Origin of the sequence: Halorubrum sp. SD683, assembly GCF_002135045.1 — an archaeon.
Classification (GTDB): domain Archaea; phylum Halobacteriota; class Halobacteria; order Halobacteriales; family Haloferacaceae; genus Halorubrum; species Halorubrum ezzemoulense.
Genome location: NZ_NEWJ01000062.1, coordinates 1 through 15,814, shown reverse-complemented (window position 1 = coordinate 15,814; position 15,814 = coordinate 1). Strand labels below are relative to the sequence as shown.

Annotated in this window: 17 protein-coding genes and 1 tRNA gene; 8 read left to right on the top strand and 10 right to left on the bottom strand. The window is 70.0% G+C overall.

The annotated features are described in order from the left end of the window. Positions 1 to 197: 197 nt before the first annotated feature. The gene (gene proS, locus B9G49_RS12910) at positions 198 to 1,673 is read right to left on the bottom strand and encodes a proline--tRNA ligase (RefSeq protein WP_086216640.1); all 1,476 of its coding nucleotides are present in this window, start codon (positions 1,671 to 1,673) and stop codon (positions 198 to 200) included. Between the two features lie 143 nt (positions 1,674 to 1,816). Here proS and B9G49_RS12905 point away from each other — a divergent pair, with 143 nt between their 5' ends. Then, positions 1,817 to 2,416 carry a CoA pyrophosphatase gene (locus tag B9G49_RS12905; RefSeq protein ID WP_049932827.1) on the top strand — a complete coding sequence of 200 codons (600 nt, stop codon included), beginning with the start codon at positions 1,817 to 1,819 and terminating at the stop codon, positions 2,414 to 2,416. A 31-nt stretch (positions 2,417 to 2,447) separates the two neighbouring features. Here B9G49_RS12905 and B9G49_RS12900 read toward each other — a convergent pair whose 3' ends face one another. Beyond that, positions 2,448 to 2,963: a DUF371 domain-containing protein gene (locus B9G49_RS12900; protein ID WP_086216639.1), complete on the bottom strand. Its 516-nt coding sequence runs from the start codon at positions 2,961 to 2,963 to the stop codon at positions 2,448 to 2,450. Positions 2,964 to 3,035: 72 nt separating this feature from the next. Next, positions 3,036 to 3,866, bottom strand: coding sequence for an amidohydrolase family protein (locus B9G49_RS12895; protein WP_086216638.1), 831 nt, complete (start codon positions 3,864 to 3,866; stop codon positions 3,036 to 3,038). Between the two features lie 137 nt (positions 3,867 to 4,003). On the opposite strand from B9G49_RS12895, the gene B9G49_RS12890 reads away from it, so the two are divergent. After that, positions 4,004 to 4,471: a GNAT family N-acetyltransferase gene (locus B9G49_RS12890; RefSeq protein ID WP_086216637.1), complete on the top strand. Its 468-nt coding sequence runs from the start codon at positions 4,004 to 4,006 to the stop codon at positions 4,469 to 4,471. A gap of 43 nt (positions 4,472 to 4,514) precedes the next feature. Here B9G49_RS12890 and B9G49_RS12885 read toward each other — a convergent pair whose 3' ends face one another. Both B9G49_RS12885 and B9G49_RS12880 read right to left on the bottom strand, forming a co-directional pair. Beyond that, entirely contained in the window at positions 4,515 to 5,702 is a 1,188-nt protein-coding gene (locus B9G49_RS12885) for a redox-regulated ATPase YchF (protein ID WP_086216636.1), read from the bottom strand. A 315-nt stretch (positions 5,703 to 6,017) separates the two neighbouring features. Next, a complete protein-coding gene (locus B9G49_RS12880) occupies positions 6,018 to 7,127 on the bottom strand; it encodes a GTP-binding protein (protein WP_049932822.1) in 1,110 nt (369 codons plus the stop codon). Between the two features lie 190 nt (positions 7,128 to 7,317). Between B9G49_RS12880 and B9G49_RS12875 the strand changes: the two genes are divergently transcribed. The 3 genes from B9G49_RS12875 to B9G49_RS12865 all read left to right on the top strand — a co-directional run bounded on the left by B9G49_RS12875 (position 7,318) and on the right by B9G49_RS12865 (position 9,913). Further along, the gene (locus tag B9G49_RS12875; protein WP_049932821.1) at positions 7,318 to 7,518 is read left to right on the top strand and encodes a hypothetical protein; all 201 of its coding nucleotides are present in this window, start codon (positions 7,318 to 7,320) and stop codon (positions 7,516 to 7,518) included. 80 nt (positions 7,519 to 7,598) lie between these two features. Beyond that, on the top strand, positions 7,599 to 8,759 hold the full coding sequence (locus tag B9G49_RS12870) for a CapA family protein (protein WP_086216635.1): 1,161 nt from the start codon (positions 7,599 to 7,601) through the stop codon (positions 8,757 to 8,759). A 131-nt stretch (positions 8,760 to 8,890) separates the two neighbouring features. Then, positions 8,891 to 9,913, top strand: coding sequence for an NADP-dependent oxidoreductase (locus tag B9G49_RS12865; RefSeq protein ID WP_086216634.1), 1,023 nt, complete (start codon positions 8,891 to 8,893; stop codon positions 9,911 to 9,913). 17 nt (positions 9,914 to 9,930) lie between these two features. Here B9G49_RS12865 and B9G49_RS12860 read toward each other — a convergent pair whose 3' ends face one another. Together B9G49_RS12860 and B9G49_RS12855 are read right to left on the bottom strand one after the other, a co-directional pair. After that, positions 9,931 to 10,266: a hypothetical protein gene (locus B9G49_RS12860; RefSeq protein WP_049932818.1), complete on the bottom strand. Its 336-nt coding sequence runs from the start codon at positions 10,264 to 10,266 to the stop codon at positions 9,931 to 9,933. A gap of 115 nt (positions 10,267 to 10,381) precedes the next feature. Next, the gene (locus tag B9G49_RS12855; protein WP_086216633.1) at positions 10,382 to 11,176 is read right to left on the bottom strand and encodes a winged helix-turn-helix domain-containing protein; all 795 of its coding nucleotides are present in this window, start codon (positions 11,174 to 11,176) and stop codon (positions 10,382 to 10,384) included. Between the two features lie 210 nt (positions 11,177 to 11,386). Between B9G49_RS12855 and B9G49_RS12850 the strand changes: the two genes are divergently transcribed. Together B9G49_RS12850 and B9G49_RS12845 are read left to right on the top strand one after the other, a co-directional pair. Further along, a complete protein-coding gene (locus B9G49_RS12850; RefSeq protein WP_086216632.1) occupies positions 11,387 to 12,331 on the top strand; it encodes a DMT family transporter in 945 nt (314 codons plus the stop codon). An 83-nt stretch (positions 12,332 to 12,414) separates the two neighbouring features. Then, a complete protein-coding gene (locus B9G49_RS12845; RefSeq protein ID WP_086216631.1) occupies positions 12,415 to 13,317 on the top strand; it encodes a hypothetical protein in 903 nt (300 codons plus the stop codon). Between the two features lie 72 nt (positions 13,318 to 13,389). Here the strand turns inward: B9G49_RS12845 and B9G49_RS12840 are convergent. The 3 genes from B9G49_RS12840 to nth form a co-directional block, all read right to left on the bottom strand. After that, positions 13,390 to 13,474: transfer RNA gene (locus B9G49_RS12840), tRNA-Leu, on the bottom strand. 85 nt (positions 13,475 to 13,559) lie between these two features. Beyond that, complete coding sequence (locus B9G49_RS12835; protein WP_086216630.1) at positions 13,560 to 14,279, bottom strand: SDR family NAD(P)-dependent oxidoreductase; 720 nt, start codon at positions 14,277 to 14,279, stop codon at positions 13,560 to 13,562. Between the two features lie 148 nt (positions 14,280 to 14,427). Next, the gene (nth, locus tag B9G49_RS12830) at positions 14,428 to 15,129 is read right to left on the bottom strand and encodes an endonuclease III (RefSeq protein WP_049932813.1); all 702 of its coding nucleotides are present in this window, start codon (positions 15,127 to 15,129) and stop codon (positions 14,428 to 14,430) included. 159 nt (positions 15,130 to 15,288) lie between these two features. On the opposite strand from nth, the gene B9G49_RS12825 reads away from it, so the two are divergent. Next, on the top strand, positions 15,289 to 15,597 hold the full coding sequence (locus B9G49_RS12825) for a cyclin (RefSeq protein ID WP_086216629.1): 309 nt from the start codon (positions 15,289 to 15,291) through the stop codon (positions 15,595 to 15,597). Positions 15,598 to 15,814: the final 217 nt, after the last annotated feature.

The following is a 15,814-nucleotide window of genomic DNA, read 5'->3' as shown; positions in this document are numbered from 1 at the left end:
TGGGATCGTCTCAATGAATGGTTCAAGCACCGCCTCATACCAGATCTTTCGACGCTGAAACGGCAGATTCAACGAGGACTGCCGACGATCACGGAACCGATCATCTGGAACTATCTCTGCCCTTGAGGACGGTAGAAATTAACGCACGACCGTATGACAACTGCGGGTCGCCTCCGCGGAGGACGCGCCGTCGCGACTCAGTACGTCTTCGCGAAGTACGCCGTCCGCTCGGCGGCGTCGTCGCACATCGCGCACGTCTCCTCGTGGTCCCCGTCGGCGAGGGGGTCCTCGTCGTCGAACGGGACCATCACGATCTCGGCGGCCATCGGTTCCTTGATCGGCTCCTCGCAGGCCTCGTCGCCGCACCACGGCGCCTTCACGTAGCCGCCGTGCTGGCCGAGCGTGCCGAGGATCTCGGCGCGGTCGTCGGCCTCGCGCACGCCGTCGTCGAGGGTCTCCTCCGCGGTCGCGTACAGCTTGGCGTATATCTCGTCGAACTGGTCGCGGACGGTCTCGGCGACGGCCTCGCGGTCGACCTCGACGCTCTCGCCGTCGGGCCGGTGGACCAGCGTGAGCTCCTCGTCGTCGACCTCGTGGGGACCGATCTCGATCCGGAGAGGGATCCCGTTGAGCTCGTGTTCGTTGAACTTGAAGCCGGGGTTGCGCTCGTCGCGGTCGTCGAGCTCGACCCGGATCCCGGCATCGTCGAGGTCGTCGGCCACGCCCTCGGCGTAGTCGAGGACGTCTTCTTTCGTGTCCTCCTGCCAGATGGGGACGACGACGACCTGCGTGGGCGCGACCGTGTGAGGCAAGACGAGCCCCTGCTCGTCGGAGTGGGTCATGATCAGCGCGCCCAGCGCGCGCCACGAGAGCCCCCACGAGGTGGTGTGGGCGACGCGCTCCTCCTCGTCCTCGTCCGAGTAGGTGATGTCGAACGCCTCGGCGAACGACTGCCCGAGGTGGTGGGAGGTGCCCGCCTGGACCGACTTCCCGTCGGGCATCAGCGCCTCGACGGTCGTCGTCGTGTCCGCGCCGGGGAACTTGTCGTGGTCCGGCTTCTGCCCCTTCAGGACGGGCATCGCCAGCAGGTCGTCGTAGACGGACTCGTACTGGTCGAGCCGGGTCATCGTCTCCGCCCACGCGTCCTCGCGGGTCGCGTGCGCCGTGTGGCCCTCCTGCCAGAGGAACTCCTTCGTCCGGAAGAAGGGCTTCGTCTCTGTCGCCTCCCAGCGCACGACCGAGCACCACTGGTTCACGCGCAGCGGGAGGTCGCGGTGGCTCCGCACCCACTGGCTGATGTACGGCGTGATGATCGATTCGGAGGTGGGCCGGACCGCGAGCCGCTCCTCGAGCTCCTTGTTGCCCGCCTCGTCGACCCACGCCACCTCGGGATCGAACCCCTCGACGATGTCCTTCTCCCGTTCGAGGTACGACTCGGGGATGAACATCGGGAAGTAGGCGTTCTGGACGCCGGTGTCCTTGAACTTCGCGTCGAGGAACCCCTGGAGCCGCTCCCAGACCGCGTACGCCCGCGGACGGGTGACGATGAAGCCGCTCATCCCCTCCGGCCCGTAGTCGGCGAGGCCGGCCTTTCGTACGACCTCGGCGTACCACTCGCCCGTGTTGTGCGTCTTGGACTCGGTGATCCCGAGCTCTTGGTCGTCGTCGCTCATTACTCTCGAAAGCGGGTGTCGCGGGCTTAAAAGGTCCGAACCCGACCGCAGCGCCGCGTCCGCCCCGAACGTGTACCCCGATCACGTCCCGCACAGATGGAATCCGGGGAAACGTTAACCGCCTCGCGTCGCCTACGTCGCCCATGGACCTGTCGGGGGTGCGCCGCCACGCGCCGCAGTCGCTCGCCGGGCGGCGCGAGGCGGCCGTGTTGGCGCCGGTGATCGCGCGCGACGGCGACGCCCACCTGCTGTTCACCAAGCGCGCCGCGCACCTCGGCGAGCACCCCGGACAGATGAGCTTCCCCGGGGGCGGCCGCGAGCCGATCGACCGGACGCTGACGGACACCGCGCTGCGCGAGGCCGACGAGGAGGTCGGGATGCGGTCGTCGGAGGTCGACGTGATCGGCCGGCTCGACGACACGCGCACCTCGTCGCAGTACGCGGTCCGGCCGTTCGTCGGCGTCGCACCCGACCGCGAGTACGTCCCGGATGAGTCGGAGGTCGCGGAGGTGGCGGTCCTCCCGGTCGACGCGCTCACCGACCCCGCGAACTACGAGTCGGAACGCCGCGTCGACCACCCGGAGTACGGCGACCACCGCGTCCACTACTTCCACGTCGGCGGCTACACCGTCTGGGGCGTGACGGGCCGGATGGTGGTACAGCTACTGGAGCGGACGACCGACTGGCGCGCGCCCGCCGAGCCCGACCGCGTGGTCGGGGCGGACGCCGAGCTCCCGATTTAGCCATTCGTGGACGACGGCGTGGCCGGCCGCGTCACTCGGCGGGCTCGACTTCGAGCCGCAGCGTGAGGTCGGCCCCGTCGGCCAGCGCGGCGACGAGGTCGCGGTCGAGGTCGGCGGCGGCGCCGTCGCCGTCGACGAGGATCGTCCGCTCGTCGTCCGTGTAGTCGCTCGTCCGACCGACCATCGAGCGGTCGTCGAGCAGCGCGAGGTCCGGGTCGCCTCGGCCGGTGATCGTCTGCTCGAACGTCTCGTCGCCCGCGTCGACGACGAGCGTCGCCTCGATCGTCGCGTCCGCGTCCCGACACGCCTCGCGGAACTCGGCCGAAAAGTCTCGGGGGGTCCGGTCGGCCTCGACGCCGACGATACAGTCGCCGGCGGGCGTGAGCCAGTCGTCGGTCGTGAGTTCGAACGTGCTCGCGTGCTCGGCGGAGACGTGCTCGTGGCCCGTCGCGCGGACGACTTCGACGTGGGTGTCGTCGACGTCGCGCTCGCCGTCGTCGAGGGCGTCGCCCGCGGCGGGCTCGCTCGGGGCGTCTGCGTCGCTCATGCTCGCCGGTCGGCCGCGGCGCGACAAGTGGCCGTCGCTTCGGCGGCGAAGGCGGAGCCCGGGACTCCCGCCTCAGACGTCGGCGCCCTCGGCGAGCGCCGGGACGAGCCGGGCGGGGTTCTTCGCCAGCACGCGACGCATCAGGTCCTCGGAGACGTCGAGCGTGAGCACCTCCATCACGCCGACGTTCGGGTGGACGTCGGGCGCCCCAGAGCCGAAGAGGACGCGGTCGGGGTGTTCCAACACGCCGCGCTCGAGCACCTCTCGGTAGCGCACGGCGCTCGTGTCGACGTACACCCGGTCGTACTCGTCGAGCAGGTCCAGCGTCTCGTTCATCAGGTCGGCGTCCAGCGGGTAGCCGCCGAAGCTCCCCAGCACGACCGGCAGGTCGTAGTCCAGCAGCTCCGTCTCGACCGCCTCGGGCGGGAATTTCCGGCCGGCGTGGACGAAGAGTGGGAGGTCGGCGTCCTCCAGCCGCGTCAGCACGTCCTCGTTCGGCAGCCCGTCGACGTGGGGGGCCAGCGTGAAGCCGTGGAAGCGGTCGTCGTAGGAGTACTGCTCGACGTCGTCCGGCCGGGCGTGGTGGTCGCCGCGCTCGGCGCGGAGGTTCCGGACCGCCGACACGGGCCCGGTCCCCGGGTCGCGGGGGCCGTTGAGCCGGGCGAACGCGACGAACGGGCGGTCGATCGACAGGCGCGCGACCGCGTTGTTCGCGCGGAGGTAGCTCCGCCCGGCGGCGCGCTGGCCGGGGCTCGCGACCGCGCGGACGATCCCGGCCTGGAGCATTTCCCGTTCCAGTCGCTCCGGCGAGATGTCCCGCCCGTGGGTGGCGACCGACGACTCGTCGGGGTCGAGGGTCGCGCGGGTGTCGACGATCCGGAAGTCGTGTTCGAGCCCGAGCATGGCCGCTCTCTACCCGTCCGTCTCGGGCGATCCGGATGTGCCTGTCGGTCGCACGGCGGCGGGCGACGGGGGCCGAGGCACGCGACGCCGTCGCACGCGGAGCCAAGGCTGAAGACTCCTCGCCACGCCGAGCCGACATGAAACTCGTCGAAGCCGACGAGGGTGACCTCGGCGCGCTCGCCGACAGGTGGTACGACCTCGCGACGGCGATGGAGGCGTACTCGTCGCTGAACGAGATACGCCACGAGGACGCCGGGGCGGTCGCGGACGACGGCTTCCGCGCGCACCTCGACGACCCGTCGGTGACCGACTACCTCGTCGCCGTCGACGGCGAGACGGTCGGGTTCACCACCCTCGAAACGGGCACCCGGCCCGCCCGAGAGCGGGGCCGGTACCTCGATATCGTGAACCTCGAAATCGACGCGGAACACCGGAACGAGGGGTACGGCACCGCGGTCGTCGAGCGGGTCGAGGAGTTGGCCCGCGAGGCGGACCGCGACTACCTCACCGTCTCCTGCGAGTGGGGCAACGACGGCGCGCGGCGCTTCTACCGGGACGCGGGCTTCGAGCCCAAGCAGGTGACGTACGCGCGGTCGGTGGAGTGAAGCGAGGGGGCGATGCGCCCACCGACGCCCGCCGCGGTCCCGATTAGGGTCCGGCGGTCGAGACGATCTTCACCACGTCGCCTTCGGTCAGCTCGTGGTCCTCGCCGATCCGGCGCGAAGCGCGCGCGTCGACCGCGTGGAGGTACCCTTCGCCGATGTCCGAGTGGACCGCGTACGCGAGGTCCCGCGGGGTCGACCCCGCGGGCAGGAGGAACGCGTCCGGGAGGACGTTGCCCGTGCCGTCCGTCCACTTGCCGGCGTCCTGGACTGGGTAGGCCGTGATCCGGTCGAGCAGGTCGTAGACGGCCGCGTTCAGCGCCGACTGAACGCCCGTTCCGTCGTGGGCCGTCATCGACTCGCGGAGGGCGTCGAGGCCGGCGCGCTGGTCGTCGGAGACGTCGCCGACGATCTCGAACGACTCGTCGCCCGGGTCGTAGTCGACGACGCCGGCGTCGGCGGCGCGGCGCAGTGCCAGTTCTCCGTCGGCGGTCGCCGGGACCACGGGCTTGTCCGTCCCCTCGCGGATCCGCTCGACCGCGTCGTCGGGGGCCGCGTCGACCTTGTTCGCGACGACGACGATGGGCTTGGTGCGCCGGCGGACCGCCCGCGCGAGCGCCTCGCGGTCGTCGTCGGTCCACGCCTTCGGATCGTCGGGGTACTCCAAGCCGCGCAGCACCGCGGTCACGTCCCGCTCGGTCGCGCCGAAGCCGGTGAGCATGTCCGAGAGCGCGGCTTCGAGGTCGAAGTCCGGCGAGCGCGACTTCCGCTCGACGCTCTCCCAGTTGCGGTCGACGATGCCGGCGAGCCACAGGTCCATCTCCTCCTCGACGAAGTCCACGTCGTCGAGGGGGTCGTGGCTCCCGACCTCGACCGGTTCGCCTTCGGCGTTCGTGGCCCCCGAGGCGTCGACGACGTTCAGGACGACGTCCGCGTTCGTCAGTTCGTCGAGGAACTGGTTGCCGAGGCCCTTCCCCTCGTGCGCGCCGGGGACCAGTCCCGCCACGTCGAGCAGTTCGATCGGGACGTAGCGCTTCCCGTCGCGACAGTTCTCGTTCTCGCAGCGCTCGTCGCGGTCGAGACACGGGCAGCGCGTCCGGACGTGGGTCACCCCGCGGTTGGCGTCGATGGTCGTGAACGGGTAGTTCGCGACGTCGACGTCGGCCATCGTGGCGGCGGTGTAGAAGGTGGACTTGCCGGCGTTCGGCTTGCCCGCGAGCGCGACCGTGAGCATACCCGACGGTCGCGGCCCCGCGAAAAGCGCCTTTCGGTCGGGCGCGGAGACGTATCGAATATGAGCCGGTCCGATGGTGCGGTGGCGCGCGCCTCCGAGCGCCAATGGGGCGCGAGGAGCGCGTGCGAGGTCGCCGGCGCTACGCGCCGGCTGCCAGAGGGACCGACGGTCCCTCGCTGGTGTCGGGCGGCCGGAGCGAAGCGGCGGCCGGCCGACGCGGCTGGGGCTTTGGCGGCAGTCCCCGTCGACTCGCTGGCCGTGTCTCACGAAGGATGGAACTTCAAGCGGCTTTACTGCCGCCGTCAGGTCGAAAATCTACTTCCGCGCGACTATCCGCAGCACGTCCTCGTCCGCCAGCTCGTGGCTCTTCCCGACCTGCTGGTCATCGTGCTTGGCGCTCTCGCCCGAGACGCGCGCGAACTTGAACCGCTCGTCGAGTTCGCCGCCCAGCTTCGTACAGGCGTCGCCGACGGTGTCGCCCTCGAAGAGGATGAGCGGCTCCTCGTAGTCCACGCCGCGCCCCGGCTTGTCCATATAAATCCGAATAACCCCGAGTTCCTCCCAGAGCCGCTCTTTGAGCCCGTCGAGGCCGAGCTCCTTCTCGGCCGAGATGAAGAGCACGTCGTCGGGGTCGAGGTCGCGGTCGCGGAGTTCCTCCTTCACGGTCGGCAGGTAGCTCTTTTCGATGAGGTCCGCCTTGTTGACGGTGACCATCGAGGGGAGGTACTCGCGGTTGTCCATCACGGCGTCGACGAGCTCGTCGATCGTGAGGTCGTGGGGGATGGTGACCTTCGCGTTGACGTAGCCGTACTCGCGGAGGACCTGCTTGATCGTCTCCTCGTCGAGGCTCACGTCGTCGCTCATCGTCACGCCGAGCCCGTCCTTGTGGGTCTTCCGGATGTTGATGTTCGGCGGGTCGGTGTCGAGGCGGATGTTCGTCGCGTACAGCTCCTCGCGCAGGCGGTCGTACTGCTCGATCTCGAAGACCGAGAGCATGAACACGACCAGGTCCGCGGTCCGGACGACCGAGAGGACCTCCTTCCCGCCGCCGCGGCCGCCCGCCGCGCCCTCGATCAGCCCCGGCACGTCGAGGATCTGGATGTTCGCGCCGCGGTACTGCAGCATGCCCGGATTGACGTCGAGGGTCGTGAACTCGTAGGAGCCGACCTCGCTGTCGGCGTTGGTGAGGGCGTTGATGAGGGTCGACTTGCCGACGCTCGGGAACCCGACCAAGGCCACCGTGGCGTCGCCGTGCTTCTCGACCGCGTAGCCGTGGCCGCCGCCGGCGGAGGACTGGTTCTCCAGCTTCTCCTTTTTCTCCGCGAGCTTCGCCTTCAGGCGCCCGATGTGGGCCTCCGTGGCCTTGTTGTAGGGCGTGTTGGCGATCTCCTCGCGGAGGTCTTCGATTTCCTCCTCCAGTCCCATTACCCGTCTCTCGGCCGCTCGGCTCGTTAAAGGTGTTCCTTCGGATCGCCGGGCCGTCGTCGGGTCGCCGCCGCGAATCGAATCGCCCGACAGCGGTCCGCGAACGGGGGCGTCGCCGCCGAACGAGTGGTTGGCGCGCCGATACTTCGACACGGTTATATCGACGACGAATAATCACTCGGCACGCCGAATGCCAGATCCGTCGAGCCTCCGCGACAGTACGCAGATCGTCCTCCCGCGCCACGCGCTCGACGGCCACCGGGAGTGCCTCGAAGACCGGTTCACGGTCACCGTCGTCGAGACGGCGGAACGGTACCGGATCATCGGCAGCCCGGTCGAAATCAAGGCCGCGAGCGACTACCTCACGCGCAACGGCGTCGCCGTCGCGTGACGCGCTCCCGACGACGCCTCTCTCCCCTCCTTCTGCCCCGTCCGGAGCGTTGAAGTCGCCGCTCGCCGAGACCCCGGACGATGGTCACCCGTCGGACGGTCCTCGCCTCCGGCGTCGCCGGAGTCAGCGCGGTCGCCGGCTGTGCGGGGGGCTCCTCGCCCGCGAACGCTGACGACCGCGGCGGAGCCGACGCGGGCGGCACCGACGGCGACGCCGGAAACGGAACCGCCGCCCGAATCGGCCTCGTCGGCGACCTGATGCTCGGACGGAGCGTCGCCGACCGCTGGGCGGACGCCGACGATCCGACGGCGGTTTGGGGGTCGACGCTCCCGCGGCTCCGCGACCTCGACGCGCTCGTCGGCAACTTGGAGTGTTGCGTCTCCGACCACGGCGACCGCTGGCCGGACAAGACGTACTACTTCCGGTCGCCGCCGTCGTTCGCGGTGCCCACGCTGGAGGCGGCGGGGGCGTCGTTCGTCTCGCTCGCCAACAACCACGTCCTCGACTACCGGGAGCCGGCCCTCCGCGACACTCGGCGGCACCTCGCCGACGCCGGAATCGCCCGTGCGGGCGCCGGCGAAAACGCCGCCGGGGCGCTCGCCCCAGCGACGTTCGAGGCGGGCGACCTCAGCGTGGCCGCGTTCGGCCTCACCGACCAGTCCGCGGCGTTCGCGGCGACCGACGCCGACCCGGGTACGGCGTTCGCGCGGCTCGACCCCGGTGTGCGCGAGACGCGCGCTCTCGTCGGCGACGCACTCGACCGCGTCGCCGAGGCGGACCCGGACCTCGTCGTTGCCTCGCTCCACTGGGGCGCGAACTGGGAGACCGAACCGCGCGCGGTCCACGAGCGATTCGGGCGCTGGCTCGTCGAACTCGGCGTCGACGTCGTCCACGGCCACAGCGCGCACGTCCTCCAGGGCGTCGAGGTACATGATGGGTCTCCGATCGTCTACGACGCCGGCGACTTCGTCGACGACTACGTCAGCTACCGCGACCGGGAGGGGGTGTACAACAAGCGGAGCGCGCTCTTCGAACTCGTCGTCCGCGACGGGGACCTCGTCGCCCTCGACGTCGTCCCGACCCAAATCGCCGACGAGGCCGCGGCGCTGGCGGACGACGAGGTCGCCGAGTGGGTCCGAGAGACGGTCGCCGAGCGCTCCGCGGCGTTCGGGACCGCGGTCGAGGGGCTCGGCGGCGAACTGCTCGACGGCCGCCTGCGGATCCCGCTGGGCGACGGGTAGCCGGCCCCTCTCCGGACCGCTGGACCGCTACACCCCCGGACCGCCAATCGCCGCGCCTCCGACGGCTTCCGGATCCCCACGACGGCTGCTGGGGTCCAAACCCTATTCGGTCCGATACCCCAATGGGAGCCGTGACGAACACCAACCGCGAGTGGCTTCTCGCCGAGCGGCCGACCGGCGAGCCCGATCAGGACAGCTTCGAACTGCGCGAGACAGACGTTCCCTCGCCCGCACCGGGCGAACTGCTCGTCCGCATCCGGTACCTCTCGGTCGACCCGTACATGCGCGGCCGGATGCGCGACGCCGAGTCGTATGCCGAGCCGTGGGACGTGGGCGACGCGCTCAGAGGCGGCGTCGTCGGCGAGGTGGTCGAGAGCGAGAGCGACGCGTACGAGGCGGGCGACCTCGTGACGGGCGAGGGGCGCTGGGCCGACTACGCGACGCTCGACGCCGACGACGTCGCCCCGGTCGACCCGGCGATCGCCGACCCCGAGGCGTACCTCGGCGTCCTCGGCATGCCCGGGCGGACCGCCTACTTCGGCCTCCTCGAAGTCGGCGAGCCGAAGCCCGACGACACGGTCGTCGTCTCCGGGGCGGCGGGCGCGGTCGGCTCGGTCGTCGGACAGATCGCGAAGCGCAACGGCTGCCGCGTGGTCGGGTTCGCCGGCAGCAACGAGAAGACCGCGTGGCTCACCGAGGACTTGGGCTTCGACGCCGCGATCAACTATAAGACGACGGACGACTACCGCGCCGCGCTCGACGAGGCTGCGCCCGACGGGGTCGACGTCTACTTCGACAACGTCGGCGGACCGATCACCGACGCGGTGTTCACGAGACTGAACATCGACGCGCGGGTCGCGGTCTGCGGGCAGATCGCCCATTACAACGACGAGTCGGTCCCGACCGGACCACGGAAGCTCCCGCAGCTGATCCCGGTGCGAGCGAAGGTCGAGGGACTGCTCGTCGGCGACTTCGCGACGCGGTTCGGCGAGGCGAGCGAGCGACTCGCCCACTGGGTCGCGAGCGGCGACCTCGAACACCGCGAGAGCGTCGTGGACGGGCTGGGGAACGCCCCGGACGCGTTCCTCGGACTGTTCTCCGGCGACAACATCGGCAAGCAGGTCGTGCGGGTGTCGTCGCCGGACGACGAGTAGCGACCGCACCGAGGCCGTCAGAGCCGGTCGAGGGCCTCGTCCAGGTCGAACTGCTCCGTCGATTCGCTGAACTCCTTCTGTTCTCCGTCGCTCTCCGACGCCGGCGTGACGAGGCGCACGAGGTCGTGGTCTATCGAGTCCGCGGTCACGGTCGCGTCGAAGCGCTCGCGCTCGGTCGCCGGTCCCGAGAACGGTTCGACGCGCTCGACGCCGTCGACCGAACACGCCACGGCGCGACACACCGCCTCGCGGAGGCGGTCGGTCGTCCCCCACCCCGACGGCGGCACGCGCGGCAGCGCTCGGTCCCGGAACCGCCACGTCTCGATCGCCAACTCCGCGTCGTGAGGGGCCATTACCGCTGGTACGCGTACCGCGGACAAGTGGGTTTTGCCGGGTCGGACCGACGGTGTCGACGCGTGACCCGTCTCCCAAACCGCGACGGGGCCGCGGCCGTCCGGATCCGTGGACTCACTCCTCGAACGCCGTCGGGTCGAAGGGGTCGGACGCCTTCCAGTACCCCGAGAAAGCCTGGTCCGCCCACTCGCGCACCGCCGGATCGTCGGTGTGGAGGGACGCCCGGAGGATGCCCCCGTCGTCGCGGACGAGCAGGTACACGGTGTCATCGGCGACGGTGACCGCGACGGGGACCTCCTCGCGACGGACGCGGATCTCCGCGTCGTCGCTCTCCGCCAGCGTTCGAAGCCGCCTCCAGAGGACGTCGTCTGCCGCGAGCGCCTCGATGGCGCCGGCCGAGAGCACCGCCTCGAACGTCTGCTCGCCCGCGGCCACCCGGTCCCGGGCCGTCGCGAGGCTCTGTTCGTTGAGCGTGTGTGAGAACGCGCGCAGCGTCGTCGCCCCCGCCATCGCGTCGAGGACGCGCTGGAGCGGCGCGCTCGGTCGCGTCCGCGTCGGAACGGTCACGGTCGCGTCGGCGAGACGGCGGAGGTCGAACCCGAGTTCGGCCGTCGGCAGGTACGCCACCACGTCCCGCAGTTTGGCCTCCGTCTCGAGGAGGGCGACGAGCTCTTCGACGCCCTCGGCCACCAACTCCCCGGTCGCGGTGGCGACGTACTCTTCACCGTCGCGGCTGACCCACGACCGGTCGGCGAAGTCCTCGAGGATCCGACCGAGGGTCGCTTGCGACGCCCCCGTGGCGGTCGCGAGGTCCGCCCGCGTCTGCGGCGCCGACGCCAACAGCTGTAACACCTCGACGCGGTTCGTCGAGCGGGCGAGGAACTCGATCTCCTCGAGCGGGGCCTCCATGCGCGATCAAGCGTCCACCGGAATAAACCGGCTTCGCTCACCGTTGAGGTTTCACGCCGTGAACGATCGGCACGACGTGTTGCGCGTTTCCCGTCGTGGAATATTTTTCGGATTTCGTTATAGGTCTCCGACTGTTACATCTGTTTGTGCCGAGAAGCTCGTTCCAATCCGATCGTTCGTTCGACAATTTAACGCGGGTGTCGCAGTAACGTGTTCACCAGACGCACCGGCGCCCTGCTCTCCGTCTCGGCCCTCCTCTTCGGTGGCACCTTCGTCGCGGCGAAGGCCGGGTTGGCACACCTCCCGCCGCTGTTCTTCGTCGCCGTCCGGTTCGACATCGGCGCAGTCGTCCTCGCGGTGTTCGCAGCGACGCGACTCTCGCGGGCGGAACTGCGCCCCCGAACCGTCGGCGACGTCGCCGGTATCGTCGCGACGGGCGTGCTCGTCATCGGGCTGACGAACGCCCTGCTGTTCGTCGGACAACAGTACGTGACGAGCGGCGTGGCCGCCGTCGTCTTCAGCCTGAATCCGATCCTGACGCCGGTGTTCGCCGCGGTCCTGCTCGGCGAGGACGGCCTCTCGGTCCGCGGGTTCGTCGGGATGGGCCTCGGACTGTTCGGCGTCGCCCTCGTCGCCGATCCCGACCCTTCGGCGCTGCTCGCCGGCGGCCTCGGCGTCCCGCTGCTCTTCGCGGCCGCCGTGACGAGCGCGCTCGGCGCCGTGCTGATCCGCCGGGCCGACGCGACGCTGTCAAGCACTGCCCGCACCGTCTGGGGAGTCCCTCTGGCGGCCGCCCTCTCGCACGCGCTAAGCATCGGCGCCGGGGAGTCCGTCTCCGGGCTGTCGGTGCCGCCCGTCGCGATCGCGGCGCTGCTGTACGTCGGCGTCTTCTCCGGGGCGATCGCGTACCTCGCGTACTTCGCGCTGATCGACGAGACCGACGCGACGCGCGCGAATCTCCTGTTCTACTTCGTCCCCGTCGTCTCCGCGGTGGGTGGCTGGGCGCTGCTCGGCGAGACGCTCTCGGTGCGGTCGCTCGTCGGATTCGGCGTCATCTTCGCCGGCTTCCTCCTCGTTAGCGGACTCTCCGCGGGCCCGTCGCGGCGCCTCCGTCAGCTGGTCCCGGCGCGATTCGTCGACGACGGCCCGCTGTGAGCGGCGGCGGACCGTTGTAAACGGCGATAGCGGTTCACCGGAAACGACGGTACAGCTATCTCCTCGCGGAACGTATCAGTAGTGTGAACAAATTGCGACCGGTCGCCGTCGCCGTCGTCGGGACCGTCGTCGCGGTCGCCGCCGCGTACGCGGTCTTCGCCGGGGTGCTGGTCGGGTCCGACGTGGCGTCGTACACCTCGGACGGCGTGACCGTCCCCGACCTCGCTTACGAGGATACGCTGGAGCGAGCCGACGCGGCCGGCTACGCGGTCGAACGCGTCGGATCGAGCGGGTTCCACCCGACCGGGATCGACGACCTCGACGCCGACCTCGGCCCGGAGTACGAGGCGTTCAGAGTCACGTACGACCACGCGTCGGCGGCCCGACTGTGGGCGACGTTCCACGCCGAGGAGGGGATCACCGTCGTGACGCTGTTCCCGGACGACGCCGACGGCGACCTCACCGTCGACGACCTGCCGCCCGAGGAGTGGCTCGTCGACCGGCTCGCGCTGCTGTTCGAGATGGACGAGGCGACCGCCGCGGCGTACGTCGAGGAGATCGAAACGGCGGTCAGCACGGGCGACCCGACCGAGCCCGGCGCGAGCACGCCGAGCGTCGAGGTCGACGAGCCGGTCGCCTTCCGGGCCGCCTACGACGACCTGACGGCGCGCGCGACGACCGTCAATGCGACCTCCACGCCCGGGTCGGGCTGGCACGAGCGCGTCTATCACGCTGGCGACGAGCGGCTCGGCAGCGCCGAGTTCGTCCTCTCCCGCGCGACCGTGACGCGCGAGGTCGACGGCTACACCTACCGCGTTCACGTCGACTACCACGGCGGCGTGGCGGTCGACGCGCAGACGCGCGCAACCCGGACGTTCGAGGAAGACGCCGTCCGCGCCGCCTTCCGAGAAATGTTCGTTGAGATGGGGGTCCCGCCCGAGACGGCCGACCACCTCCAGTTCTTGTATCGGGGAAGCGTGTGGTAAGCGCCACCGCTTCGCTCGGTATCAAGTAAAACTACGTCGGACTGCTCTCCTCGCGAAGTGCTCGGAGACGAATGCGCGGGACCGGATTCGAACCGGCGGACCCCTACGGGATAGCGTCCTAAGCGCTACGCCTTTGGCCTGGCTCGGCAACCCGCGCGCGGTAACTCGTAGACCGGCTACGTCAAAAATACCTGTCGTTACGGGTTCGAGGGATGCGACCGCCGCGGGAAGACGGCGACCGGTCAGAACGACGGCTCGTCCCGCGGGTGTCGCAGGTCGATCTCGTTCGCGTGAACCGTCCCCGGCGTCGTCGCAATATCGTGGATTCGCTCGGCGATCTGGTCGGGCTCCATCCAACGGTCGTGGTCCGGATACCGATCGCGGAGCGACGGCTTGTCGATCCAGCCGTCGACGATCAGGTGAACCGCCTGTACGTCGGCCTCTCCGAGCCGCGGGTCGGCGGCGAGAGAGCGAACGAGCCCGCGGGTCCCGTGGCGCGCCGCCGCGTAGGCGACGTCCTCGGACGGGCGCCGAGACTGGCCGGAGCTGGTCACGACGACGGTTCCACCGCCTTCGTCGACCATGTCGTCGACCGCCTCGCGAAGGCACCGGAACGCGCCGCGCAGACGCGTGTCGATCACGTCGCGGAACCCGGCCGGATCCACGTCTACGATCCCGCCGCCGGCGGACGGGGACCCGCTGGTGAACACCAAGCGGTCGACCGGCGAGAAGGCGTCTCGAACGGTTTCGAATGCCGATGCGACCGCCGTCGGGTCGGCGATGTCCGTCTCGACCGGGAGGGTACTGCCGGGCGTCTCCGCCTGAATCTCGTCGGCGGTCGACGAGAGGTAGTCGCTCGACCTAGCGAACAGCGCGACATCGTCGCCGTCGGCGGCGAACCGGCGGGCCACGGAGGATCCCAGCCCCGGACCGACTCCCGCGACGACGGTCGTGGGTGTCATACACACGCTTCGTCCGGGAGCCGCTAATGGTTTGTCTCGCGCACCGCGGGCAGCGTCCCGCGTCCGCGGGACGCCGCGGGGGCCAGCTATCGCGTCGACGCGGCTACCGACGCGACGCGGCCAAGCGACGGCGGGGCGGACCGCGGCCTCACTCGCAGAACTCGCAGTCGCAGTACGCCTCGCAGACGGGGTTGTCGCAGTCGGCGTTGCGGGCCGAGCAGTGTGCCCGGCCGTGCCGGATCAGGAGGACGTGGAGCGGGTAGATCAGCTCGTCGGGAACGCGTTCGTCCAACACGTCGTGGGCGCGCTCGTTCGACGCCGACTCCGGGACGAGCCCGAACCGCTTCGAGACGCGCTCGACGTGGGTGTCGACCGCCATCGTCGGCTTCCCGAAGTGGAAGTTCAACACGACGCTGGCGGTCTTCGGCCCGACGCCCTTGATCTCGGTGAGCCACGCCTTCGCCTCCTCGGTCGGCAGCGCGTCGAGGAACGCCAGCGAGTACGCCCCGCCTGTCTCCTCGCGGATCGCGGTCAGCGCGCGCTGGATGCGCGCGGCCTTCTGGTCCGGGAGGCCCGCGACGCGGATCGTTTCCCGCAGCTCCTCGTGGTCGGCGGCCTCGATCGCCGCGAAGTCGTCGTACCGGTCGAACAGCGCCTCCGACGCGCGCCGCGTGTTCTCGTCGGCGACGTTCTGCGAGAGGATCGTCGTCACCAGCTGTCGGACGCCCTCGCCCGGCTCGGCGGTGGGGTCCGCGCCGTGTTCGGCGACTCGGTCGACCGGCTCGTACAGCGCCACGAGGTCGTCGTGGAGCGCTCGGACCCGCATCTCGTCCCACGTCTGCGTCGACATACGCGCGCTACGTGTGCGGGCGACTTCAGGGCGGCGGCCGCGCTCGGGAGTGGCCGCCCCCGGTCCGGGGCACGCGATCGCCGTCGGCTCCGCGGAGCGGCGCCGGTACCGGTGCGGCGACCGCGGCCGTTTATGTTCCTCGCTCGACTACACCGGGGCGTGTACCGGGCGAGCGACCGAGTCGACAACGAAGCGTGGATCGAACTGGTCGAGGAGGCGTGCGACTCGCTCGATTTGGACGCGGAGACGCGCTCGACCGCGGTCGACCTCTTCCTCTCGCGAGCGCCCGACGACGACCGGGGGAAGCGCGTCGCGGCCGCCGCCAGCCTCTACGCCGCCAGTCTGATCCGCGGCGAGGAGCGCTCGCAGTCCGCCGTCGCCGACGCGATGGACGTCTCGCGGCTCTCGGTTCAAAAGCGATGGAAGCCGATCCTCAAAGACGCCGGCTTCTCGCCGCCGTCGTGGTGACCCCTCAAAAAGCACTCCTGACGTCGCTGTCGCGGAATGTCTGCGGACTGATCGCCAGCGACAGATTTATTTTCTAACGTAAAGTCTCCTCGCTCTTATGTAGAAACGCGGAAAGCCCGTATAATTACACTCAGACAGTTCTAATCTGGCGATATGTCTTCCACTGAGTCAGCGTTCGGCGGGATGTTTCGGCAGCTGATCGAGCTAGGAGTCATAG